Origin of the sequence: Pseudoalteromonas espejiana DSM 9414, from assembly GCF_002221525.1 — a bacterium.
Taxonomy (GTDB): Bacteria; Pseudomonadota; Gammaproteobacteria; order Enterobacterales; family Alteromonadaceae; genus Pseudoalteromonas; species Pseudoalteromonas espejiana.
The window spans coordinates 2,149,256-2,172,907 of sequence record NZ_CP011028.1 but is presented as its reverse complement, the minus strand read 5'-3'; the positions used below and the strand labels follow the sequence as shown (position 1 = coordinate 2,172,907).

24 protein-coding genes are annotated in these 23,652 nt (G+C 38.9%); 12 read left to right on the top strand and 12 right to left on the bottom strand.

The annotated features are described in order from the left end of the window. Nucleotides 1-2: 2 nt before the first annotated feature. The 4 genes from trpCF to PESP_RS09870 are packed head-to-tail and all read right to left on the bottom strand — an operon-like array spanning nt 3 to nt 4,581. Nucleotides 3-1,367 (bottom strand): bifunctional indole-3-glycerol-phosphate synthase TrpC/phosphoribosylanthranilate isomerase TrpF, encoded by a 1,365-nt coding sequence (gene trpCF, locus PESP_RS09885; protein WP_089347881.1) that lies wholly within the window; start codon nt 1,365-1,367, stop codon nt 3-5. Next, nucleotides 1,360-2,397 (bottom strand): anthranilate phosphoribosyltransferase, encoded by a 1,038-nt coding sequence (gene trpD / locus PESP_RS09880; protein ID WP_089347880.1) that lies wholly within the window; start codon nt 2,395-2,397, stop codon nt 1,360-1,362. Before trpD ends, trpCF begins: the two co-directional genes overlap by 8 nt. Before the next feature lie 8 nt (nt 2,398-2,405). Further along, nucleotides 2,406-3,011 carry an aminodeoxychorismate/anthranilate synthase component II gene (locus PESP_RS09875; RefSeq protein ID WP_089347879.1) on the bottom strand — a complete coding sequence of 202 codons (606 nt, stop codon included), beginning with the start codon at nt 3,009-3,011 and terminating at the stop codon, nt 2,406-2,408. A 1-nt stretch (nt 3,012) separates the two neighbouring features. Then, nucleotides 3,013-4,581, bottom strand: a complete 1,569-nt coding sequence (locus tag PESP_RS09870; protein WP_089347878.1) for an anthranilate synthase component 1 — start codon at nt 4,579-4,581, stop codon at nt 3,013-3,015. Between the two features lie 449 nt (nt 4,582-5,030). Here PESP_RS09870 and rnm point away from each other — a divergent pair, with 449 nt between their 5' ends. From rnm to PESP_RS09845, 5 genes are all read left to right on the top strand, one after another. Next, on the top strand, nt 5,031-5,885 hold the full coding sequence (gene rnm, locus PESP_RS09865; RefSeq protein ID WP_089347877.1) for an RNase RNM: 855 nt from the start codon (nt 5,031-5,033) through the stop codon (nt 5,883-5,885). Next, nucleotides 5,882-6,502 carry an L-threonylcarbamoyladenylate synthase gene (locus PESP_RS09860; protein ID WP_089347876.1) on the top strand — a complete coding sequence of 207 codons (621 nt, stop codon included), beginning with the start codon at nt 5,882-5,884 and terminating at the stop codon, nt 6,500-6,502. The genes rnm and PESP_RS09860 overlap by 4 nt, the downstream gene beginning before the upstream one ends. Nucleotides 6,503-6,507: 5 nt before the next feature. After that, nucleotides 6,508-7,350 (top strand): segregation and condensation protein A, encoded by an 843-nt coding sequence (locus PESP_RS09855; protein WP_089347875.1) that lies wholly within the window; start codon nt 6,508-6,510, stop codon nt 7,348-7,350. Between the two features lie 130 nt (nt 7,351-7,480). Beyond that, a complete protein-coding gene (locus PESP_RS09850) occupies nt 7,481-8,029 on the top strand; it encodes a cytochrome b (RefSeq protein ID WP_089347874.1) in 549 nt (182 codons plus the stop codon). Nucleotide 8,030: 1 nt separating this feature from the next. After that, nucleotides 8,031-8,609 carry a YceI family protein gene (locus PESP_RS09845; protein WP_089347873.1) on the top strand — a complete coding sequence of 193 codons (579 nt, stop codon included), beginning with the start codon at nt 8,031-8,033 and terminating at the stop codon, nt 8,607-8,609. A gap of 76 nt (nt 8,610-8,685) precedes the next feature. Here PESP_RS09845 and PESP_RS09840 read toward each other — a convergent pair whose 3' ends face one another. Both PESP_RS09840 and PESP_RS20440 read right to left on the bottom strand, forming a co-directional pair. After that, nucleotides 8,686-9,540: a transporter substrate-binding domain-containing protein gene (locus tag PESP_RS09840; protein ID WP_089347872.1), complete on the bottom strand. Its 855-nt coding sequence runs from the start codon at nt 9,538-9,540 to the stop codon at nt 8,686-8,688. Between the two features lie 131 nt (nt 9,541-9,671). Continuing rightward, on the bottom strand, nt 9,672-9,839 hold the full coding sequence (locus PESP_RS20440) for a hypothetical protein (protein WP_024033460.1): 168 nt from the start codon (nt 9,837-9,839) through the stop codon (nt 9,672-9,674). 368 nt (nt 9,840-10,207) lie between these two features. On the opposite strand from PESP_RS20440, the gene PESP_RS09835 reads away from it, so the two are divergent. After that, a complete protein-coding gene (locus PESP_RS09835) occupies nt 10,208-10,753 on the top strand; it encodes an alpha/beta hydrolase family protein (RefSeq protein ID WP_089347871.1) in 546 nt (181 codons plus the stop codon). On the opposite strand, the gene PESP_RS09830 is transcribed toward PESP_RS09835, so the two are convergent. Next, complete coding sequence (locus PESP_RS09830; RefSeq protein ID WP_089347870.1) at nt 10,750-11,550, bottom strand: M61 family metallopeptidase; 801 nt, start codon at nt 11,548-11,550, stop codon at nt 10,750-10,752. The genes PESP_RS09835 and PESP_RS09830 overlap by 4 nt on opposite strands. Before the next feature lie 187 nt (nt 11,551-11,737). Between PESP_RS09830 and PESP_RS09825 the strand changes: the two genes are divergently transcribed. Together PESP_RS09825 and icd are read left to right on the top strand one after the other, a co-directional pair. After that, complete coding sequence (locus tag PESP_RS09825; RefSeq protein ID WP_089347869.1) at nt 11,738-12,481, top strand: glycosyltransferase family 2 protein; 744 nt, start codon at nt 11,738-11,740, stop codon at nt 12,479-12,481. Between the two features lie 120 nt (nt 12,482-12,601). Then, on the top strand, nt 12,602-13,852 hold the full coding sequence (icd, locus tag PESP_RS09820; protein WP_089347868.1) for an NADP-dependent isocitrate dehydrogenase: 1,251 nt from the start codon (nt 12,602-12,604) through the stop codon (nt 13,850-13,852). A 12-nt stretch (nt 13,853-13,864) separates the two neighbouring features. Here icd and PESP_RS09815 read toward each other — a convergent pair whose 3' ends face one another. From PESP_RS09815 to PESP_RS09805, 3 genes are all read right to left on the bottom strand, one after another. Then, nucleotides 13,865-14,296 (bottom strand): hypothetical protein, encoded by a 432-nt coding sequence (locus tag PESP_RS09815; RefSeq protein ID WP_089347867.1) that lies wholly within the window; start codon nt 14,294-14,296, stop codon nt 13,865-13,867. A 389-nt stretch (nt 14,297-14,685) separates the two neighbouring features. Beyond that, a complete protein-coding gene (locus tag PESP_RS09810) occupies nt 14,686-15,135 on the bottom strand; it encodes a GNAT family N-acetyltransferase (protein ID WP_089347866.1) in 450 nt (149 codons plus the stop codon). A 79-nt stretch (nt 15,136-15,214) separates the two neighbouring features. Then, nucleotides 15,215-16,162, bottom strand: a complete 948-nt coding sequence (locus PESP_RS09805) for a LysR family transcriptional regulator (protein ID WP_089347865.1) — start codon at nt 16,160-16,162, stop codon at nt 15,215-15,217. A gap of 116 nt (nt 16,163-16,278) precedes the next feature. Between PESP_RS09805 and aceK the strand changes: the two genes are divergently transcribed. The 4 genes from aceK (at nt 16,279) to lepB (ending at nt 20,227) form a co-directional block, all read left to right on the top strand. Next, complete coding sequence (gene aceK / locus PESP_RS09800; protein WP_089349139.1) at nt 16,279-18,054, top strand: bifunctional isocitrate dehydrogenase kinase/phosphatase; 1,776 nt, start codon at nt 16,279-16,281, stop codon at nt 18,052-18,054. Between the two features lie 60 nt (nt 18,055-18,114). Further along, nucleotides 18,115-19,077 (top strand): zinc-binding dehydrogenase, encoded by a 963-nt coding sequence (locus PESP_RS09795; protein ID WP_089347864.1) that lies wholly within the window; start codon nt 18,115-18,117, stop codon nt 19,075-19,077. A gap of 103 nt (nt 19,078-19,180) precedes the next feature. Next, a complete protein-coding gene (locus PESP_RS09790; protein WP_004586776.1) occupies nt 19,181-19,435 on the top strand; it encodes a DUF2999 family protein in 255 nt (84 codons plus the stop codon). A gap of 141 nt (nt 19,436-19,576) precedes the next feature. Beyond that, entirely contained in the window at nt 19,577-20,227 is a 651-nt protein-coding gene (lepB, locus tag PESP_RS09785; protein ID WP_089347863.1) for a signal peptidase I, read from the top strand. A 301-nt stretch (nt 20,228-20,528) separates the two neighbouring features. On the opposite strand, the gene PESP_RS09780 is transcribed toward lepB, so the two are convergent. Together PESP_RS09780 and PESP_RS09775 are read right to left on the bottom strand one after the other, a co-directional pair. Continuing rightward, on the bottom strand, nt 20,529-21,185 hold the full coding sequence (locus tag PESP_RS09780; RefSeq protein ID WP_089347862.1) for a carbonic anhydrase: 657 nt from the start codon (nt 21,183-21,185) through the stop codon (nt 20,529-20,531). A gap of 215 nt (nt 21,186-21,400) precedes the next feature. Beyond that, nucleotides 21,401-23,032, bottom strand: coding sequence for a sensor domain-containing diguanylate cyclase (locus PESP_RS09775; protein WP_089347861.1), 1,632 nt, complete (start codon nt 23,030-23,032; stop codon nt 21,401-21,403). Between the last annotated feature and the right edge of the window lie 620 nt (nt 23,033-23,652).

Below are 23,652 nucleotides of genomic sequence, written 5' to 3'. Positions count from 1 at the left end.
CCTCAATAATTTCTAATACTTGTAAAAGCATTTTGTAATTTGTTAGGGCACTTTTTACCCGCAGATTCTTCAACGCCTGAGTTTAGGTCAAGGCCAAGGGCACCTTGAGAAAGCGCGTCTTTAATATTTTCTGGATTTAAGCCACCCGCTAGCATAAACGGTGTGGTTGCATCGCGAAGCACCGACCAATCGAATGCTTTACCTGTACCACCAGCTTGTGTATCGCTGTGAGTATCGTAAAGGTGGCGCTCTACGCCATTTACAGGTGTTGGTAATGCATCTTTAATTGCTTGTGCTTTCCAAATTTCACACCCGTTAGGTAGTTGTGTACGCAAAGTGGCAATGTAATCGTCACTTTCTTGTCCATGTAATTGAACTGCCGCTAATTTTAACACACTTGCGTATTGAGCTACTTGCTCAATTGGTGCATTTACAAATACACCTACAAAGTTTAGCGGAGCGCTTTGGGTAAGCTCAATAGCACAGTCTAAATCTACATACCGTGGTGATTTAGGGTGAAAAATAAGCCCACCATACACAGCACCACTGTTATAAGCTGCTTGTGCGTCTTGGCTGCGTGTTAAACCACATACTTTGTTATCACCAAGTATTATTTTTTTACAGGCTTGCTCTAAATCGCGCTCGGCCATTAGGGAGCTGCCAATTAAAAAGCCATCGCATAGCGGTGCTAGGCGTTTAACATCTTGATGGGTATAAATACCAGACTCTGAAATAACCACTTTATCTGCAGGAATGAGTTTACGCAGTTTTTCGGTGGTGGCTAAGTCGGTGCTTAAATCGCGTAGGTCGCGGTTATTAATACCTATAATTTGTGCATTGAGTGCAAGGGCGCGGTGCACTTCTTCTTCGTTACTTACTTCAGTTAGTACCGACATATTAAGGGTATCTGCTACTGCGTGTAGCGCTTTATATTGCTCATCATCAAGCACTGAAAGCATTAATAAAATAGCATCACCGCCGTAAATTCGCGCCATATACACTTGGTACTCATCTATAAAAAAGTCTTTACAAATAAGTGGTTGCTCTACTTGGCTGCGTACAAATTCTAAGTAATCATAGCTACCTTGAAAGTACTTAGCATCTGTAAGTACGCTCATGCAGGTAGCGTATTTTTTATAAACAGAGGTGATCTCTGTTAAATCAAACGGCTCGCGTATTAACCCTTTTGAAGGAGAGGCTTTTTTACACTCTAAAATAAATTGTGTACCAGGCGCCGCTAGCGCTTTATAAAAGCTGCGGCTGGTAGGCTCTGCAAGATGCTTGAAGCTTTCAAGCGGGCGGGCAGCTTTGCGCTCAATGAGCTCTAATTTTTTATCAGCAACAATTTTGTCTAATACATTAGCCATGACTTACCTCAATAATTGCATTTAATGTGTCCATGGCTTTGCCTGAACTGAGTAATGTTTGTACCTGTTGTGCGCCGTCTTTTAATGATTGCACTTTACCGCTTAGGTATAAAAGTGCAGCAACATTAACCACAATGGCAGCGTTGTGTGCGTCTGTGCCTTTACCTTTTAATATGGCAAGGCTTGCATTTGCGTTGTATTGTGGGCCTTCACCGGCTAGTTGTTCAAGTGAATAGTTTGCAAGGTCAAAGTCGCTTGGGCTTAATGTGTAGTGGGTTATTTCGCCATTGTTAAGCTCAACTACATTGGTTGGGCCGTGCAGGGCGATTTCGTCAGTACCTGAGCCATGAACTATCATTGCGCGCTTTGTGCCTAATGTTTTAAGCGTTTGCGCCATTGGCATACATAGCGACTCGTCGTAAACCCCCAGTAACTGAACATCAGGTGCAGCAGGATTAGCAAGGGGGCCTAAAATATTAAAAATTGTACGTGTTTTAAGTGCAGTACGTACGCCCATCGCATGGCGTACGCCGCTGTGGTAATGCGGTGCAAACAAAAAGGTAAAGTGTGTTTGCTCAAGGCATTGTGCAGCTTGTTCTGGGCTCATATCAATATTAATGCCCAGTGCTTTGAGTAAATCGGCTGAGCCTGAATTACTCGATACGCTGCGATTACCATGTTTTACCATATTAATACCCGCAGCGGCTGCCACAATTGCAGCAGTAGTACTTATATTAATGGTATTTGAGCCATCACCACCGGTGCCGCAGCTATCGGCAAGTTGTGTACTAGTTGTATTAAAAGTAACCGCGTTTTCACGCATTGATGCGGCAGCGCCTGCAATTTCATCGCTCACTTCGCCTTTTATTTTAAGGCTAATAAGTAATGCGGTTAGTTCTATTTCGCTCATATTGCCTTGCATTATTTCATCGAATAATGCTTTTGCTTGCGAAAAGCTCAGCGATTGGTTGCTAATTAGCAGCTCAATGGCTTGTTGTACGCTTAAATCTGAATTTAATTCTGTGCTCATACTGGCCTCTATTTATTAGCGCGAGTTAAATACGCAATACTTTGTTGTAATAGCATCGCACCATTAGGTGTAAGTATTGATTCAGGATGAAATTGATAGCCCAGTGCGTTATCGCCGTGGTGGTATATTGCCATCGGGATATCGTCAAATTGCGCAATCACGTCTATATTTTCAGGCACTTTTGTTGCCATTAATGAATGATAACGCGCCACAGGCATGGTGCTTCCCATACCATCAAAAACAGGGTGTGCATTTAAATCAATGATCGATGACTTACCATGTACGGTTTCACCCGCATGGCCGATTACTCCACCGTAACTTTGTGTTAATGCTTGTTGCCCTAAACAAATACCAAGCATAGGAAATTGCCCTTTAGCAAGTTCAATCAACTCCATTAAACAGCCAGCGTCACTTGGCGCGCCAGGGCCTGGCGAAAGCACCAACAGCACTTGGCCCGGCTCTTGTTGCATTTTGCTAAAGATAACCTCAGCGCTTATGTTGTTTCTGTAAACAACAAGCTCACAGCCTAACATGGTTAGTTCATCAACAAGGTTGTAACTAAATGAATCAAAGTTATCTAAAAAGTATATTTTTATTGGGTTTGCAGTGCTCATTTTATACCGCCTCATAAGTCGATTTAATGGCGGTAATAACCGCTTGTGCTTTGGCGCGGGTTTCGTTTGCTTCTGATTGAGGGTCTGAATCAAATACCACACCGGCACCGGCTTGCACATAGGCTGTATTGTTTTTTACAAACGCAGAGCGAATAACAATACAGCTATCCATTGCACCATCACCCGTTAAATAACCTACAGCGCCACCGTAGCTACCACGGCGTTTGCCTTCGGTTTGACGAACAAGCTCTGCAGCACGTACTTTAGGTGCACCAACAAGTGTGCCCATGTTCATACAGGCCTGATAAGCATGCAAGGCGTCAAGTTCTGGTTTTAAAGTACCTACCACGCGCGACACTAAATGCATTACTTGTGAATAGCGGTCTACTTTTAAAAGCTCTTTGGCATGGCGAGTACCAGCCACACTTATACGGGCTACGTCGTTACGCGCTAAATCTACCAACATTAAATGCTCAGCACGTTCTTTTTGATCGTTTCTTAGTTCAAGCTCAATACGGCTGTCTAAGTCTGGGTTTATTTGTCCGTTTGCAAACTTACCGCGAGCTCGGGTACCTGCAATTGGATACACTTCAACTTGTTGATTAGTTACATCGTACTTAAGCGCCGACTCAGGAGATGCACCAAATAAAGCAAACTCTTCGTCGCGCATGTAAAACATGTATGGGCTTGGGTTTTGCTTTTTAAGTTGGCTGTAAGCGTGTAATGAGTCAGGGCAGGGCAATGAAAAAGTACGCGAAGGCACCACCTGAAAAATATCGCCATCTACAATATTCTTTTTAAGTTTTACTACTTGTTCGCAGTAGCTTTCATCGCTTATATCAACGTTTACATCGCACTTGCCTGTTTGCATTGGGGCGCTAAATTCTGCTGCGCTGTCGCAAAGGCTATTTAAGCGTTCAAGCTCTTTACCTACTTCAAAGCAATTTGCATGTACGTCTGGGCCATTAAATACATTACCAATAAGCTCAGTGGTTTGTTTTTGATGATCAATAACTACTAAGGTTTCGGCTAGGTAAAATACGTAATCTGGGCAGGTGTTTTCGCCATCGGGTACATCACTTAATTGCTCAAAGTTAGCGACCATGTCGTAAGCAAATACACCGCCTAAAAATACCGAAAATGGGTTTTCGGTGGTGCTTTTAATACTGTTTATACATGTACGTAAGGCACTAAATGCGTTATCGGCTACAAGCTTACTGGCTTCATCTATATCAGTAGCATCGGTATTATACACAAGTGATAATGTTGTATCGCTAAGTGTTGCTTCACAGCTTTGTACATTGGCTTTTAAGTATGGGAGTAGCTGCTTACCATTATTAGATTGAGCAGTTACCGTTACGTTTTTACCTTGGCATACAATGCGCAAAGCACAATCGACTAAAATTAAACTTTTAACACTGTCTTTAGAATCAATTTCGGCCGACTCAAGCAGTAGTGAATTAGGCTTATTAAGTGCACCATACAGTGCAAGTGGACTACTTATGTAGTCGCGAACTTGTGTAATACTGGTCACTTCGCCTGGTGTGGTAGTTATATGACTAAAAATCAAACCTCATTCCCTCAAAAAATAAAACCCCGCAATGCTTTTGCAATGCGGGGTTAGAATAACGATATCTAAATTACAAACAGATCATTACCGTCCCGCTATATCAGGCGCCACCACCAACGATGTGTAAGAGTAAGACCGTTATTCATGTTTTTTTGCCTCAAAAAATAAAATTAAATACGTAAAATTTAGTTATAAAAAAACCCGCATAGTTGCGGGTTTTGAATATTTGCTAGACACGACAATTCATCACCCAAAAATTATGAGTGCCACCACCAAATAGTGTGTTGAATTGAATTGATCATTTTTATTAATTCTTAATGTGTCTGAAAGTGGCTACAGTAAAACGTATTTAGCGCTTTTGTGTCAAGTGTTTATTTAAAACAATTTAGTCAAAAAAGTTGTTATACTAATATAAACATCTACAACCCTTAAATTTAAGCAGTTTTCTTTTGATAAAATACGATTTACATAGTCATACAACGCATTCAGACGGGCATTTAACGGTTGAGCAATTATTACACCGCGCAGTAGAAAAAAATATTGATGTGTTTGCTATAACCGATCACGATACTGTGGCAGCCATTGAAGATGCTCGAGCGCTTATCAAATCAGAAAACTTACCACTTGAGCTAATTTCTGGGGTTGAAATTTCTACCAAGTGGGAAAGCTTTGAAATACATATTGTAGGCTTAAACATTGATATTAATAACAATGCCCTTACATCGTTGTTATCGTCGCAGCAGCAAAAGCGAGACGAAAGAGCCATAGAAATTGGTAAACGACTTGCAAAAAATGGCTTTGACGGCATTTACGAACAAGCCAAAGCCCTTGCTGAAAACGCGCAAATAACCCGTGCTCATTTTGCACGTGCATTAATAGAGCGAGGCGTCGCTAAAAACTTTCCCGGGGTATTTAAAAAATACCTAGGGCGCAGCAAAACAGGCTATGTACCAAGTAGTTGGTGCAATATGCAAACCGCGATAGAGGCGATACATGCTGCTGGTGGTGTTGCAGTACTGGCCCATCCGGGGCGGTATCAAATGTCTAATAAGTGGTTACGCAAATTGTTAGTTGAATACAAAAGCGTAGGGGGCGATGCAATGGAAGTTGCGCAACCGCAACAGGCCCCAACAGAGCGCCAATTTTTAGGCCAATTAAGCCGAGAGTACGAGCTATTGTGCTCACAAGGTTCAGACTTTCATTTTCCAACTAGTTATTTAGAGCTAGGTAAAAACTTATACTTACCAAAAGATTGCCAAGGTGTTTGGCAATTATGGGAAGGGCAAGAAGGAGCATTAACATGAGCCAATTAATTCATATTCACCCTGATAATCCACAACCACGACTGATTAACCAAGCAGTTGATATTATTAAACAAGGTGGGGTTGTGGTTTACCCAACAGATTCAGGTTATGCAATAGGCTGTAACTTAGGTAACAAACAAGCTAAAGAGCGCATTGAGCGCATTCGTGGTATAGAAAAACACCATAACTTTACCCTTGTTTGCCGCGATTTATCTGAGCTTGCAACGTACGCACGTGTAGATAACCAAATGTTTAGGCTTATTAAAAATAATACGCCAGGGCCTTATACCTTTATTTTTAAAGGCACTAAAGAGGTACCAAAGCGTTTATTAAACGATAAGAAAAAAACCATTGGTATGCGTGTTATAGAACATCCCACTGCGTGTGCATTGTTAGCAGCGCTTGGTGAGCCACTTATGTCGTGCTCACTTATTTTACCTGGTGAAGAGTTTACAGAATCAGACCCGGATGAAATTTTAGAACGCTTAGATAAACACGTTGACTTAATTATTGATGGCGGCCACTTGGCAGAGCAAGCAACAACCGTTATTGATTTGTCTGAAGATGACATACAAATACTGCGTGTAGGCTGTGGCGATACCAGCCCATTTGAGTAACGTGTGTGAGTGATACAACCCAAAGCCCTGTAGTTATTAACAACGTTGAGCCAGTGCAGCAAAAGCTGCCACTGGCTTTTTTGCATGGCAAAGCAGTTGTTGATAAACCCGAAGATTTATATATTCCCCCCGATGCGCTTGAGGTTATTTTAGAAACCTTTGAAGGCCCGCTCGATTTACTGTTGTATTTAATTAAAAAGCATAAGCTAGATGTGCTTGAGCTTTCTATTTTTAGTATTACCGAACAGTATGTAAGTTATGTAGAAATGATGAGCGAGTTTCAGCTTGAGCTTGCGGGTGAATATTTAGTAATGGCCGCGCTACTAGCACAAATTAAATCGCGTTTATTATTGCCTGTGCATGAGGAGCTTGAAGAAGAGGAAGACCCACGCGCAGAGCTAATTAAACGCTTGCAAGAGTATGAACAATTTAAAAAAGCGGCGGAAAACATAGATTCAATCCCGCGTGTTGGCCGTGATATTTATATAGCCCACGCTGCAATGCCTGTAATTGAAGATACCTCCCAAAACCTGCCCGATGTAGAGCTAAAAGATTTAATGCTTGCCTTAAGTGATGTAATGGCACGGGCTAAAACATTTGAGCATCACCAGATAACTGCCGAAGTACTCTCAACCCGTGAGCGCATGAGCCAAATATTATTACAGCTGAGTAAAGCAAACAAAGCGCTGCCATTTAGTGACTTATTTACACTCAGTGAAGGGCGCAGTGGTGTTGTGGTAAGCTTTATTGCCATGCTTGAGCTTATAAAAGAAGGTTTAATTAGCTGCTTACAAGTCACTCCTCAGAGCTTAATTTATATAAACCTTACCGACTCACCTAATTTATAACTATTAAACCACTTTAATAACGTAGCTTTAGCAACTTCTGTGCGTATATGCACGTAAGCTGTTTGTAAATGCTATTTTCATTTCTCCCAGCGCTCTATATCCTAATTTAATTGAATTTTAAGGGCGCACCATGTTTAAAAATACATTTAGTTCTTACGGTCTTATAGCCATTTTGTTGCATTGGTTAATGGCAATCACTGTGCTTGGCTTGTTTGGCCTAGGCCTTTATATGGTTGAATTAACTTACTACGACAGTTGGTATAAAGGCTCGCTAGATTTGCATAAAAGTATTGGTATTACTTTAGCTGCTGTTTTTGTTTTTAGAGTTTTATGGCGCTTATTTAGCAATCAGCCCAAATCACTAAGTAGTAACAAAGTAATGAACCAATTAGCGCATACCGCGCATATTGTTATGTACCTCATTTTGGCTGTAATTATGGTGTCGGGCTATTTAATTTCTACAGCAGATGGTAGGCCAATAAACGTATTTAGCGTATTAAGTGTTTCTGCCCTTGATTTTACTTTTGACGAACAAGCCGATATTGCTGGAGAAATTCATTACTACGGCGCCTGTATTTTAATTGGCTTAAGTGTTTTACATGCACTAGGCGCGTTAAAACATCATTTTATCGATAAAGATAAAACCTTAATTAGAATGATTAAACCAAAGGAATATTAAAATGAAAAAACGATTACTAAGCGCAGCAATATCAGGTGCAATGATGCTATCTACCACAGCAGCAAGTGCCGCAGAGTATGTAATTGATACACAAGGGGCTCATGCATTTGTCACATTTAAAATTAAGCATTTAGGCTATAGCTGGTTGCATGGCCGTTTTAATACCTTTGATGGTAGCTTTAGCTACGACACTAAAGCGCAAACGGGCTCTAATATTCTAGTGAACATAGATACAGCGAGCTTAGACTCAAATCATGCAGAGCGTGATAAACACTTACGTGGTAAGGATTTTTTAAACGTAAGCAAATACCCAAGCGCGTCATTTAAAAGTACTAATGTGAAATTTACCGACGATGATACTGCCACGGTAACTGGTGATTTTACCCTACATGGTGTAACTAAAAGCATTACTTTTGAGATGAATAAGGTAGGCGAAGGGCAAGATCCATGGGGTTGCTATCGCGCAGGCTTTGAAGGCGAAACCAGTTTAAAATTGGCCGATTACGGCATTGACTACAATTTAGGCCCTGCGTCTACCCATGTAGATATAGGCCTATCAATTGAAGGCGTACGCCAGTAATAAATAACCTAGTGTAAAATAATACCAATTCTCGAAATAGAACACTTAATTAAGCGAATTGGTATAAAACGCTGCTTTAACGAGCGGCGTTTTTTGTGTTGTGTATTCTTGATTCGAGTAAAGGTTTAAGCTGCGCAGGAAGCCAGCGCAGTAACACTTGGTGGTATTGCTCTGTTTGCTTAATAACTTTTAATTGCTCATTTAATAGCTGTATATTTTTAGCGCCTTGGGCGTTTTTAGTACAACCTATATAGCCATAACTTAGTGCTGGGGCCTCTGTAATTGAGCGCTGAGTTAGGTTTTCGTCAAAGTGCATAGACTTTGCTAAATAGTAATGTTCACTAGGGTAGCCTAATAAAATATCAAGGCGTTTTAAATTAAGCATATACGTTAAGCTTGCTAGGCTGTTTCGTGTTGGCCGAATAACAATATCAACATCGGGTGTGGTGTTTATAACAGTGTCTAACTGCTCACCATAAGAGCGGCTCATAGACACCCCTAAAGTGAGCTTTTTCTCTGCTAGCAAATCGTGTAAAGACACCTGTTCGCCATTAGCGACTTCAAGTGATTGCGCTAGCTTTTTATGCATAGCTACAGAGGGAGAGAGCCCTGTTGTTGAGCTTTGCTCAGTAAAATAAATAAACTCTTTTCTAAATTCATTTTTATAAAGTGATAAAGCACAATTGTTAGCAGACTTATTTGCAAGTTCTTGCGTTACTTTACCCGAGGGAATAACCAACCTATTAAAGGTTACATGAGGGAGTTGTTTTTCAAGTAGGGATATGACGCTTTCGTCTCGCCCTTGATGCTGATACTCACCATTTAATATGTAGTAAGGGGCAAAGTCGTGCGTTAGCCAATTGATTGTATGGGCGTAACTGAGTGGGGAAACACATAAATAAAATGTGATACAAAAAAATGCCCGTAGCATTACTACAACTACCTAAAATAATGAGATTAAAGCTATTGTAGTCAATTAAGTATCTAAAAGTAAAATGCCAGCTACAAAGCTGGCACATTTTATTAACATTAACTGTTTATGCAATTAATGGTTTGCAGTGTTTAGTTAGCTTTAAGCCACTTTACAAACTCACGAGCTTCGCTCGCTTTTTGAAACATTGCGTTTTTCAAACCTTGTGTATCACTAAAAATAACACGTTGTTTGTTTACTGAAATAGATTGCACCGGATGGGCAATTTGGATCATAGATCCATTGTATTTATAAGACATAATAAAACTCACTTTATTCTTGTTATTTACTCTGCGCTATTTTTATAGCCAAATGCAGTTAATAAATTAACGATGTTGTGTTTAGCTTCATTACAGTGTTGACGATCTTTATGACACTTTTGCGATGATATTAAAAAAATCATCAAGGTATTAATGGGGTTCTCGCCGTACAATAACTTAGCTTTAAAATATACGTTTTGCGGGGCTTACTGGATCAGGGTAAAAAGGTTAACCGCGATGGTTTTTTAAGACCAGAGAAGAAAGGTAACCTAAATAAAAAATGTGTGCAAGCTATTTATATAAAAATTATTTATACTTAATTTTATCAACTGCTTATAAATGCGATTTTTAACCTTTTAAGGGTAAGTATGAATTACGTAATAATTAGCGATATTTTTGGTTTAACATCCCCATTAATGAACTTATCAGGGCTTATTTCGAGTAATACTAGAGTGATTGACCCATACAAAGGCGTAATGCAACCTTATGATAGTGAACAATATTATTATAATAAATTTAAAGTGGGGTGTGGCCACGACAATTATGCAGCGAATGTATTAAATGTTTTAAACGCCTTAACGCAGCCAACCACATGTATTGCATTTAGTGCAGGGGCAAGTGCAGTATGGCGCGCTCAGTTACTAACAGGCAATCCACACCTTAAAAAGCTTTTTGGGTTTTATCCTTCGCAAATTAGAAACAACTTAGCCACAGAGGCAAAAAAGCCCTGCGAATTTATATTTCCTGAAAGTGAGGTTCATTTCAATTTAAGTGAAATAATTGAAAAATTAACGGCAAAGAGCAATGTTAATTGCATTCAAACGCCTTTTTTACACGGCTTTATGAACGAATACTCAGAAAACTTTAATGCTCAGGCGCTTAATAAATATTGTAACTACATAAAAAGCGTTTAAAGCTTATTAAGTTGGCGCTTTGTAATGGTAGGAAAGTCTGTTCGGGTATTATATTGCGCATATAAGCTTGTAAAAATACTACTGCGTGACAGCTTATCAAAATCTTTTATAAGGGCCTTAGCACTTGCTCGCGCAGTTCTGCAGCACAGTTGATATTGTTTTACTATTTCTGCCAAGTTACGCCCTTGTTTTTGTAATGCTAAATCGGCTTCTGCAAAAAAAGCGGCACCAGTCCAATACACACGTTGCTGTGCTCGTTGCGCCCACATATCACTTGAAAGCTTATTAAGAGGCTGGTTTTTTGTTTTAGTTTGCAATCTTGCACGCTCAAATCCTGCATGTAAACGCTGTACAAACTGAGCGTGAGTAATAACACCACTGTTGCGCATAATTACGTTTTGCATGTAGCTGGCAAACCCTTCGCTTAACCAAAAGCCTGAATAAGGCAATAAGGGCAAATATAAGTGCGAAAGCTCATGGTAGAGCGTCCAGTCTTTAGTCAATGCGTTTAAGCTTGCATAGCGGTCAATGTGTAGCTCAAGTCCATCGGGGTTATTTCGTTTTACGCTGGCCCATGGCACAGGCTCAAAAGCGATATATTGAGGTTTTAAATAAATAGGCAAGGTACTTTGCTGCAAAGGGCTCAGTGTCTTTTGTGTTTTTTTAAGACTTTGCTTTACCCAAGTCGATACCTTTTTTTGACCATCAGGTGATAGAGAATCAAGGTCGTAAAAAACGAGTTCTACCGAATGTACTTTTAAGGCAGTTAATAGAAAAATTAAAACTATATATTTCATTAAATCGCTCCAGTTAAGTAACTTAAATAGTATAGTAAATTAATTTATTAAAAACCCTTTAAGGTAAAGTGTGTGATAAGTGGAGTATATTTAATGCCAAATAAATTAATTTAGGTTATTTTCTTTCTACATTTTTTAATCTGTTTATAATGCCTGCGCATTGGTTTAGGTATTAAAAGGAATAACATTGAAGTTATCAGTTTGTATTATTTGTAAAAATGAAGAAAGCACATTAGAGCGATGTTTAGAGTCAGTAAAATGGGCAGATGAAATTATTATAGTCGACTCTGGCAGTACAGATAAAACACTTGATATAGCCAAGCGCTACACAAACAAAATTGCTATTCGAGAAGACTGGGAAGGCTTTGGAGAACAGCGTAGAAGGGCCGAAGCACTTGCTAGCAACGATTGGGTGTTTGCTATTGATTGCGATGAAGTTGTTAGTGAAGAACTGCACAAAGAGATCATAAATACACTCAATAGAATTGATAATAATTCTATTTTAGTGCTGAACCGTTTAACTCATTTTTGTGGCAAGTTTATTCGTCACAGTGGTTGGTATCCAAGCCGGATTGCACGTATTTATAATAAAAAAATAACTAATTATAATGCCAATTTAGTCCATGAGTCGGTGATAACAAAAGGTTGTAAATTAGTTAATTTAAAAGCTGATTTATTACATTATCAATATGAAGATCTATTCGCTTATATTAATAAACGCAATGGTTATGCAAATATTGGCGCCGATCAGTTATTAAAAAAAGATAAAAGCGTATCTATAGGCAAAGCAATTGGGTCATCGTTATTTGCATTTATTCGTCATTACTTTTTGAGATTGGGCTTTTTAGATGGCAAAGCAGGCTTTGTTATAGCCGTGATACAAAGCCATTATAGCTTTAATAAATACCTATTTGCCGATTACAGGAAGTAGCCCAAATGCACGTTAGCTTGGCTATTTTTTAAAGTAATAACAACTATAAAAAGCAAATTACATACTTAGCTGACCAAGCGTGGTTTAATAAATTAATTTGTTATTTAAGTTAGGTGAGCCATGCAGTACCAGCATATAAAAGTACCTGAATTAGGAGAACACATTACCATTAACACCAAGGGCGAGTGGTTAATTCCAAATGAGCCAATTATTGCTTATATAAATGGTGATGGAGTGGGGCAAGATGTAACACCCATAATGCGCCATGTGGTTAACAGTGCTGTTGAACATTGCTATGGCTTGAGTAAAAAAATCCATTGGATGCAGGTATTCAATGGCGAACAAGCGGCAAAATTATATGATGGTGATTGGTTTCCACAAGAGACCATTAACGCAGTACGTGCTTGTAAAATAGCAATTAAAGGACCTTTAACTACGCCGCTTGGCGGAGGTTTTCGCTCATTAAATGTAGCGCTTAGGCATGAAATGGATTTGTTTGTAAATATGCGCACTATTAAAGGTTTTAGTGCGTTGCCTTCACCTTTAAAAAATCCATTATTAACTAACATTACTGTGCTTCGAGATAGCAGCGAAGATGTTTATTCGGGTATAGAGTGGCAAGCCGGCAGCGTAGAGAGCGAAAAAATGCTCGACTTTTTATGTGAAGAAATGGGCGTAACTCGGCTGAGGTTTACTCAAGAGTGTGGCATTGGCATAAAAAATATATCAAAAGAGGGCTCAGAGCGCCTAGTACGCTATGCAATTAGGTATGCACTTAAAAATAACAGTGAATCGCTAACGCTTGTGCATAAAGGCAATGTGCTTAAATTTACCGATGGTGCCTTTAAACGCTGGGGATTTGCTTTAGCTCAAAGTGAATTTAACGCAGTACCTCATCAAAATGGCCGCTGGCTGCAAATACCACGAGAAAACAACCCGCCTCTTATTTTAAAAGAAGTTATTGCTGATAATATGCTGCAGCAATGCTTAATGAACCCAGAGCAATTTGATGTAGTGGCAACAACAAATCAAAATGGCGACTTTTTGGCCGATATGCTTAGCGCGCAAGTGGGGGGCGTAGGAATAATGCCTGCAGCCAATTTAAATAACGATGTGGCTTTTTTTGAACCAACCCATGGCACCTTTGAGCGAATAGCAGGGCAAAATAAAGCTAATCCTAGCAGTAGTATTTTAAGCGCGGTATTAATGCTTAAATTTATGAAGTGGGATGAAGCAGCAGATTTAGTTGAAAACGCATTAGAAAACACACTAAAAAGTGCAAATGTAACCTTTGATTTAGCGCCTAATATTAATAACTCGATAACCCTAAGCTGCAGTGACTTTGCACAAAAGGTTATCGAGCATTTTTAAACGCAACCATAATTAAGCTGCTGTGGCAGTTTTAGCTTTGTGTACACATGGCTGATTAGTTAATTGTGCAGCGCGGTGGTAAATGTCGTGCGCGTTTGGCTCATCACATTGTGTACCGCTAAGTGTATCCATTAACGCTACAACAATAATCGCAGGCACTTGGCAGCTGTATTCGTCTAAAACTGCCTCGGTTGTTTGTGCATCTACATGGCACAGTGGATGATTTTTACGTTGGTACGCATTTAGTAAAGTATCAACTTCTAAAATGTCATCGGGTTGGTGCTTTGTTTTACGGCATTTACAGCCAAACTCATCAACTAATGTTGCTAGTGCTTGGTAGGTCTCTGCGGTGTTAGTTTTAGTGCAAAGCTGCTGCGTAATAAATTGATGTAAATTAGCATCAATAAATAACCCGTCTTGTTGTGTGAAGCTTGTCGTTGTCATAATAATTACTCTTAGTTTGTTGGCTTAACTTCACTCTAGCGCTAAGTGTATTATTAATGAAATTGTTGTTCTCAATAACTGATATTGATTTTATCAATATTGAAATTATGGCTAAGAAAAATCATGTTCACCCCCACTTTGTATCGTAATTAAAGTGGTGCAAAAACCGACTTAAATGCACAAAACTGGGACATGTTAAATAATAAGCTAAAGTAAAGCTAAGCTAGTAAATTGATTTTAAATGGCTTTTTATTTATTACTGGGTTGGCACCAAGGTTGCTATACATAAAGGGTAGGGTTCACTCCTATTTCTACGATTTCAAAAGCGCCATGGTATTTTCCCAAAGTTGAATACCATGGCGCTTTTTATTACCAATTTAAAATAACGCTTAAGTTAAAACCGACATCGCCAGCTTTTCTATACCATGTGACGGTGTCCACCTTTTAAACTCTTCAAAACCATGCTTTTTATATAACTTTATTGCAGGAGTATTAGCAATTGCAGTCTCAACTCTTGCATAAGAGATATCATCTAGTTTTAAAGCGTAATTTATTAGCTTACTTGCGATACCTTTTTTAAAATAGCGAGGTTCAACGGTTAAACTACAAATATCTAAACACTCATTATTTATACTTACTTCAATAACCGCTGCTAAATATTCATTTTCGGTGAAGCCATAAAAGGTTGTTTTTGACTTTTTAATATCTTTAGCCTTACGTGCTAAAGGAGGAAAGTTTAGCGCATCTATCAATTTAGCTTCAATAGCATAGGATTTTTGAAATACAGCAAAAATTATATTTGCTATCTCGGTATTCTTATTATTTAGTTTGTTTATCATTATATTCTTTAGAAAAAATAAGGTTGGACATCATGTTCAATACTAAAAATTTTGTGCCTGATTAAATGGGAATAATAAATTACCTATCAGCCACCGTTTTAGCAAACTCAAGCAGCTCACGGCGTAACCATTGGTGTGCGGGAGCATGGTGAAGTAGTGGGCTCCATATCATTTTTACCTCAATAGGGACTATTTGAAATGGTACTGGGCTTATTACTAAATCAGTATGAGTGGTTAATAATTTAGCCTGCCTACGCGGTAAAGTAGCAATAAGTTGCTCTGATTGGCATAGCAAACTTGCAATCATGTAGTGGCGGGTAAACACCCGTATTTTTCGGGTTTGCTCTAACTGCCAAAGTGCTTCATCTACCCAGCCTAGCTTTTGCTTTCCCGATTTGTTGGTAACGGCGGCTTCTGGCCCCCAGCCGGCTCGGTTTACCCAAATGTGTTCTTTTTGTAGGTAATCATCAAGGCTAGGGTGTTGTAAAAAAGTATTTTTAGGATGTGTTAAACAGCAATAATTATCGCGCCATACACTGGCTTGATGAAACGAGCGAGGCAGGCCGTTAAAACGATTTATAGCTAAATCGATAGTGCCTTTTTCCATATCTTGCAGATTTACATCGCTTGGGCTGAGTACATCAAAGTTAACGCCGGGGTTTCTAGTGAGCTGCTCGGTAATAAAAGGGGCAATTAAAGTCGACTCAATGTAGTCGTTTGCCATTATTCTAAAGGTAACCTCAGCGGTGGTAGGGTTAAATTGCTCACTAGGTTGAGTAATGGCCTCCGCCATTTTTAAAAGCGATTCGATCTCTGGTTTTAAGCTAAGTGCTTTTGTGGTTGGCGTCATAGAGCCTGCGGCACGCACAAGTAGCGGGTCGTCAAATAAATCACGTAATCGTTTAAGTGCGTTACTCATGGCTGGTTGTGTTAGCGCGAGTTTATTTGCAGCTTTTGAAACACTTTTTTCATCAATGAGTACGTTTAAGTACACTAATAAGTTGAGATCGACGTTGCGTATATTCATATGATCAATTTTATTTATATGCTTTATTAATTACCTAAATTAAAGCCTACTTGCTAAGGTGTAAACAATTAATAAAAATAACCGCTATAAGTGGTAAAAATAAAAGTGGTGTAAACATGCCAAAAACGTCAACTAATCAACCAGATAATGCGTTACAACAAGTTATAGCCACTAAGTTGGCTCGCGCTGTTTTTGCAGGCTTTGAAGCGATGTTTGCGCAGTTTTTAAATATAACACTGGGTGCGCAGAGCAGGTTTGAACAACAAAAATATCACGATGTACAAAGTGCCATGCGAGAACGCTTACAGGTGTACGAACGCGAAGTAAAAAATGTGAGTAATGCGTTGCGGGTTATCGCCTACAGCGAGCTTAATTGTCCGCAAACATGGCAGCTAGCTAAAAATATATACGGCGATATGGTACAAAGTCATGAAAACAAACCCATCGCGCATACCTTTTTTAATTCTACCTTTGGCGCTATTTGGGACGATAAAAAAATTCGCACCGTGCATTTGTTTGTATTAAAGGCAAAGTACAGAAGCGAGCCTCGCTCGTACGAAAATTTAGTCAGCCGAATATCGTTTAAAGACGGGTTTGGCCATGCGGTTAAAACACTTATTACCCGCCAAGCATTTAGAGTGCCTTTTAGTCATTTAGATACTGATTTACAGGCATTACAAACAACGTTAATGGCAGGTGCAAAGCAGCAATGTAAACAAGTGTATGAGCTTATAAATTTAAACAACGGGTTTATAGAATACGCAAACTCTCTATTTTTTAGAAACAAAGCCTGCTACTTAATAGGGCGCTGTATCGCTAAAAATGGCGATAACATGCCTTTTGCCATCGCCATTTTAAATACCAGTAAAGGGCTAAAGCTTGATGCCGTAATGATGGGGGCCGATCAGCTTAGTTTGTTGTTTGGTTTTGCCCGCACCTATTTTATGGTGGATACCGACCAACCCGCGCGTTATGTGGATTATTTAAGCGTGCTTATGCCCCATAAAAAACGCTTTGAATTATTTAATGCGATTGGTTTTATTAAGCATGCTAAAACAGAGTTTTACCGTTACAAGGTTGATACCACTAAAAATAGCCCTGCTACTTTTAAATACATAGCAGCGCCTGGCACCCCTGGTATGGTTATGCTGGTATTTACCATTGAAGGGCTAGACTACGTTTATAAAGTAATAAAAGACAAATTTAGCGCGCCAAAAACAGCCACAAAAGCGCAAGTGAAAGACAAATACAATTTTGTAAAACAAGCCGACCGAGTAGGTCGCTTGGTCGATACGCACGAATTTAGATATTTAGCGTTTGACCTAAGCCGCTTTAGCGACGAGCTACTTAACCAAATGAAAGCGCAAATTGGCAGCAGTATGGTTATATCGGGCAAGGCACTTATATTAAAACACGTTTATGTTGAGCGCAAAATGACGCCACTTAACTTATATATCAATAGTTGTAATAACAAAGCATTGCAGCAAGTTATGGACGACTACGGTAAAGCGATTAAAGACCTTGCCGGTGCCAATATATTTCCTGGCGACATGCTTATGAAAAACTTTGGTGTAACCCGTTGGGGGCGTGTTGTATTTTACGATTATGATGAAATATGCCCACTTACCGATTGTCACTTTAGAGACGTGCCAAATGCTCAAAATGCGCTTGAGGAGTTAAGCAGTAATACTTACTTTGATATAGCAGAAAATGACATATTCCCGAGCCAATTTAAGGTATTTTTTAGCGCAAACGACGCTGCGTTTAACCATTTTAATAAGTTGCACAGTAATTTGTTTTTAGCTGAATTTTGGCAAGGTTGCCAACAGCAAGTAAAAGCAGGTTACTTGCCCGATGTGTACCCGTATAAACAAAGTTGGCGGTTTAAATAAAAATAACTAACCCCATGTCTTAACTATTATAAATTTTATAAAACTTAATACGGAGCAACAATGAAATATATTTCTCATGAGGGTGGCACCCTTGCATTGAGTGAAACCGACAAACCGGTTTTAAAAAGCCATGAAGTATTAGTTAAAGTTGCCGCAATAGGTGTTAACCGTGCAGATTGTATGCAGCGCCAAGGTAAATATCCAGCGCCAGAAGGGGATAGCCCCATTTTAGGTTTAGAGTGCGCAGGCACAGTAGTTGAGCTTGGTAGCGAAGTTGACAAAAGTTGGTTAAATAAACGCATTTTTAGCTTATGCGCAGGTGGTGCTTATAGTGAATATGTTGCTGTAGATGCCAAACAATTAATGGAATTACCTGACGAGCTAACCATGGTTGAAGGGGCAGCCATTAGCGAAGTGTATTTAACTGCTTTTGGTGCCATGTTTGAACTAGGTAAATTACAAAAAGGCCAAACAGCGTTAATACATGCAGGGGCAAGTGGTGTAGGGGGCGCGGCTATTCAAATGGCTAAAAGTGCTGGGGCTACGGTTGTTACCACTGCAGGCACAGATGAAAAATGTCAGCATGCTAAAGCGCTTGGCGCCGATCACGCTATTAATTACAAAACTACCGACTTTGTTCAGTACATGCAGGACAATAACTTAAGCGCTAATGTAATTGTCGACCCTGTATCGGGCAGCTATTTAAATAAAAATGCAGCTATTGCAGCAATGGATTGTCAAATTGTTATGCTTGCCTTTTTAGATGGGCGTTTTGCCGAAGTTGATTTTGCGGCGCTTTTACGCAAGCGCATTTCGTTTCATGCATCAACACTTAGAAACCGGAGCATTGAGTTTAAGCGCCAACTACGTGATGACTTAGTGGCACGTTTTTATAGCGACATAGCCGCCAAAAAATACGATTTTAACGTGTATAAAACATTGCCTTGGAGCGATGCAAACGAAGCGCACGCTATTTTAGAGCGTAATGAAAATGCAGGTAAAGTTGTTTTACTTGTAGAATAACCACCAGATGTAACACTCAGACGTGCGTTGACGTTGTTAATGCATGGCTCAGCTAATATAATTTAGTAAATATAAAATACGTACAAAACACACAAGGTTAAAAATGAACCCAATACTAGCAATACTTAAAGAGCACAACGTGAGCGACGAAAAAGTAAAAGCGTTGTTTGAAGCCTTTACACAAAATCCAATGATGGCAATGGCATTAGTACAAGAGCTTGGTATCCCGCCTGAAAAACTACAGCAGTTAATGGCCGTGGTTATGACTCAGCCACACTTAATTAAAGAAGCCACTGACGAACTCGGCTTAGACTTTGAAAAAGTTAAAGAAGCGAAAGACAAGCTAAACCAGCAATAAGCTTCAAGCGTTATTAATTACCAAGGCTTAAGCCTTGGTAATCATGCCTTAAACCCCGCACACACTTTTTGTTACATTCTTCATTGAACTGCTCAGTATTAAGCTAGTCATACTGTTACTTATAATATGTAGGGACTTGATATGAAGCCGCTTTATAAATTTTGGAAAAATAACCGCTCGTTAATTGTTTTTATTGCCTTAATGAGTGTGTTTAGAAGTGCAGTAGCTGATTGGTACGAAGTGCCTACGGGGTCAATGAAGCCCACAATTTTAGAAGGCGACAGAATTTTAACCGATAAAATGGCTTACGATTTACGCATTCCTTTTACACACATTTCTTTAGTAAAATTAGCCGACCCCAAAACAGGCGATATTATTGTATTTGACTCGCAAGCCGCAGATAACCGATTAATAAAGCGTGTAATTGGTGTGCCCGGCGATACGGTGGCGCTTTATAATAATGAGCTGGTTATAAATGGCGTAAAACTTAAATATAATAACCTGCAAAGCAATGTTGATTCTTTAGATAAAATAGAGGATTTAAACGGCCATAAGCACACGATTCGAGTAGCAAACACACCTTCACGGCTTTCGGGTTTTAATAAAATCACTATTCCTGATGACTATTATTTAGCTATGGGTGATAACCGCGACCACAGTGCAGATTCACGCGTAATAGGATTAATTCCGCGAAGTGAATTGCTAGGTAAAGCAGAGCGAATTATTGTTTCACTCGATTACGACGATAACTACCTTCCACGCAAAAACCGATTTTTAAAGCCTTTGCTTTAACATTGAAATACTAGGGTGATTAATTAGTAATTTTTTTAGTAACACTGTGAAACGAGCTGTGTTTGTACATGGTTTGCTTTAATAGCCGTTTTCAAATAACAAACTTATAAACAAATGTTTATACCGTAAGGCCATACTTGTCACTAATATAACTAATTTACACAAAGCTAATTTAAGTACTGCTTAAATGCATTTATGGTTAAACAGCAAAATAAATACATAACTAAAGAATTACTCTTACCTAATAATGTATAAGTTAGGTAAGAGTGATTAGTATTAAACCTGCATTGCTTGCTTGAGGTTACTTATCTTGGCTAGCTAGAGTTTCTACGTAGGTATCTTCTACAGGCTTGAATGTGCGTGTTGCTTCATCGTATGTTTTAATTTCAGCCGATTCAAAATCGTACACCCAACCATGTAATTTGATTTGGTTTGTTGCAATTTTTGCTGCTACCGCAGGGTGGGTTTTAATGTGCTGTAATTGCTGAATAACGTTTTCTTCGGTAACCAGACCTAAGTGTTCATCGTTTGTGAGCGCTGTACAACCACATTTTTCTTTTACCACTTCGGTGGCTACACGGCTATGACCTAACCACTCTTTTACATGCGGTAAGCTTGCAAGCCCTTCGGTGTTAATAGCGCCTTTCATTGCCCCACAATCAGAGTGGCCACAAATAATAATGTGAGAAACACCTAAAGCAGCAACGGCAAATTCAATTGATGCGGTCATGCCGCCGGTTTGGTTGCTGTGCGGAGGTACAATGTTGCCTGCATTACGGCAAATAAATAATTCACCAGGCTCAGTTTGGGTCACTAAGTTAGGGTCAATACGCGAGTCGGCACAGGTAATAAATAACACTTCTGGGTTTTGGCCATTTGCGAGCTTTTGAAATGCCGCTTTTTTAGCAGGAAAAACTTCTTTTTGAAACTTAGCGACGCCCGAAATAATATGTTCCATGAACAACTCCTATCTTGTGTAATTTAATCGAGTAATTTATCTCACAGCTATTTGCGTCTGACAAATTCTAACTAGTATAACTTTGTTAGCGATTGATTTGTACTGTATGGACGTTTAAAAAATTTCATGCAGAGTGTATGTATTATTAAGTAAGCCTGATGAATTTAAAGCAGAATTTAGCTTAAGTAAATTTAAACAATAACCTTTTAACATATTTAAGCGCACTTTTTATGCGCAGACTTTAATATGTACATACGCTCATCTGCAAGTGTTAAACACTCGGCGTGGTTAGTGCACTCGTTACTGGTAGCAATACCAAAACTAATGCCAGATTGCGGCCACTGCTCAACTATATTTTCGTGTAAGGTATTTAAAGTTAGTGTTATTTCGTGCGAAAGAGAGCTCAGCGCTTCATTGTTTTTTACTTTGCATAACCAGATAAACTCATCGCCGCCTGTTCTGTAAACATCCCCTTTATTAGAAAGCGCACTTTGCATTAACTGTGCAGTACTTACTAAAAATTCATCCCCTTTGGCATGGCCTAATTGATCATTGATTGTTTTAACACCATCACAATCTATAAATACAATAATATATGAACCTGATAGCTCAAGTAGGTGGTCGTTTAATAGTAACCGGTTACCTACTTTAGTAAGCGGATCATACCGAGATTGATGCAGTATATTTACAAACTCATGTTGTTTTAGTTTTAACCACTCTGATAAAGACAGCAAAATGCATATGCAGTCAACAGCAAGGGCTAACACAACCACTAGCTCAGCTGATTTGGCCTGTAAAAAGTTAATATGAATCGCGACGTAAAGCATAAGCGATACACTGTAAATTAAGTTGCCAATAAAAAAGTATTTAGCTCTAAAATCGTTAAGTTTAAGCATTGAAAAACCAACAACCAAGCTTAAAACTACCCATATGGCAGCAAGTAAATGTGCCAAATAAAATACATAGTAAAAAGGTAAAACTAAGTTAATAACCCCAATTGCTAGGGCACATACCGAAAAATATTTTAAAAAATTACCAATGCGGTTTTTAGGTAATTCTTTAAAATTAAACAAGCAATAGGCGTAAGCCGATGCACAGCCAATTGCAAACGAAAATATATACATACCCAAATAGTGTAGGTTTATAATGTTACTTGCATAAAAGCCACTTAAAGCACCTGATGCGCAGGCCCAGCCTATACCATGTAAACCTATATACCCTGCACAAAAAAAGGCAACGTTTTGTTTTGTTTTTAAAAACATAATGAGCGCCATAGCAGCAAGCGTAAGCATCACTGAAATACCAATTAAAGTTAATGCGTTTATGTGAAATTGCTGAGGTATAAAGGTGCTCTCGTTTATAAAATGAATATTGGCAGGAGTAGGGTAGTGCTTAGCATTTAAGTAAATCCATAATGTACCTTTGCCAGCTTTAGGTAGGTTAAGCTTAAAGGCTTGACCATGCATTAAAATTGCAGTTTGTTGGGTGTGGCTTTGAGAAAAGTCAGCAATTTGGGTTAAATTATTTTCTTCATCCTGCCAAAAGGCAATGCCAGTATCTATAAAGTTAGCTATTGGTAAAACATACCAACTTCCAGCCACATTGTTGGTTATAGGAATGCTTGCAACAACAGCTCCTTGTTGACCTAGTAAGTTATTTTTTGCGGTACTTTTTGAATAGTCGTTAATAAACTCTTGTACCGCAGCATCAGAACGAGTGGCAGTAACAGGTCGCCATAAATTATGATCAACTACTACGGTTTTAGTTTCATTTAACGCAGCGGCACTTACTTCACAACTAATATATACGTTTATAATGCATAACAACCAAACAAAAACGCCCCGCATTCAACCACCTTTATACATTTATTATTAAACCTAGTTTTAAAATTATAGGGTATTGATGTTTAAATGGTATGAAATTATGTAGCAAAGCGAAAAAGATGTGTAGATGAGCTATTTTTAAGTCGCAAAAAATAGTAAAGGGCATTGATAACGTTGGGTTAAAACACGCTTATTTTGAGCTAAGAGCGCCTTATTAAAGCGCTCTTGAGATTAGGTAGTATTAAAAGTCTAAATTAAAACTTACCGTAAGCCTTCTTCCGTCAAGTACTACACCATATGTATCGTTGGTAACTACACGGTCAGTCACTTTATATAAACCTGCCACCGACTTTAGAGCTGCTGTAATGCAATATTGGGCGCCTATATCCATGTAAGAAACAAAGAATAAATCGTCCTTAGAAAGAACTTGTTCGGCAATGCATGTTTGGTATCTACGATACGTTATTGCCTATTTATGGGTAATAATCACACTTCATCAGCTCTGCCTTGCTTAAAAAAACGCAACACGCTGCTGAAATTTAACCTTGAAAGAACAACAGACCCTAGCACTTACTCGCTCACGCTTTATTAATATTTTTATTAAGTATTCTTCATTAAATAAAAGTTATGCTGTTTTTATAAGT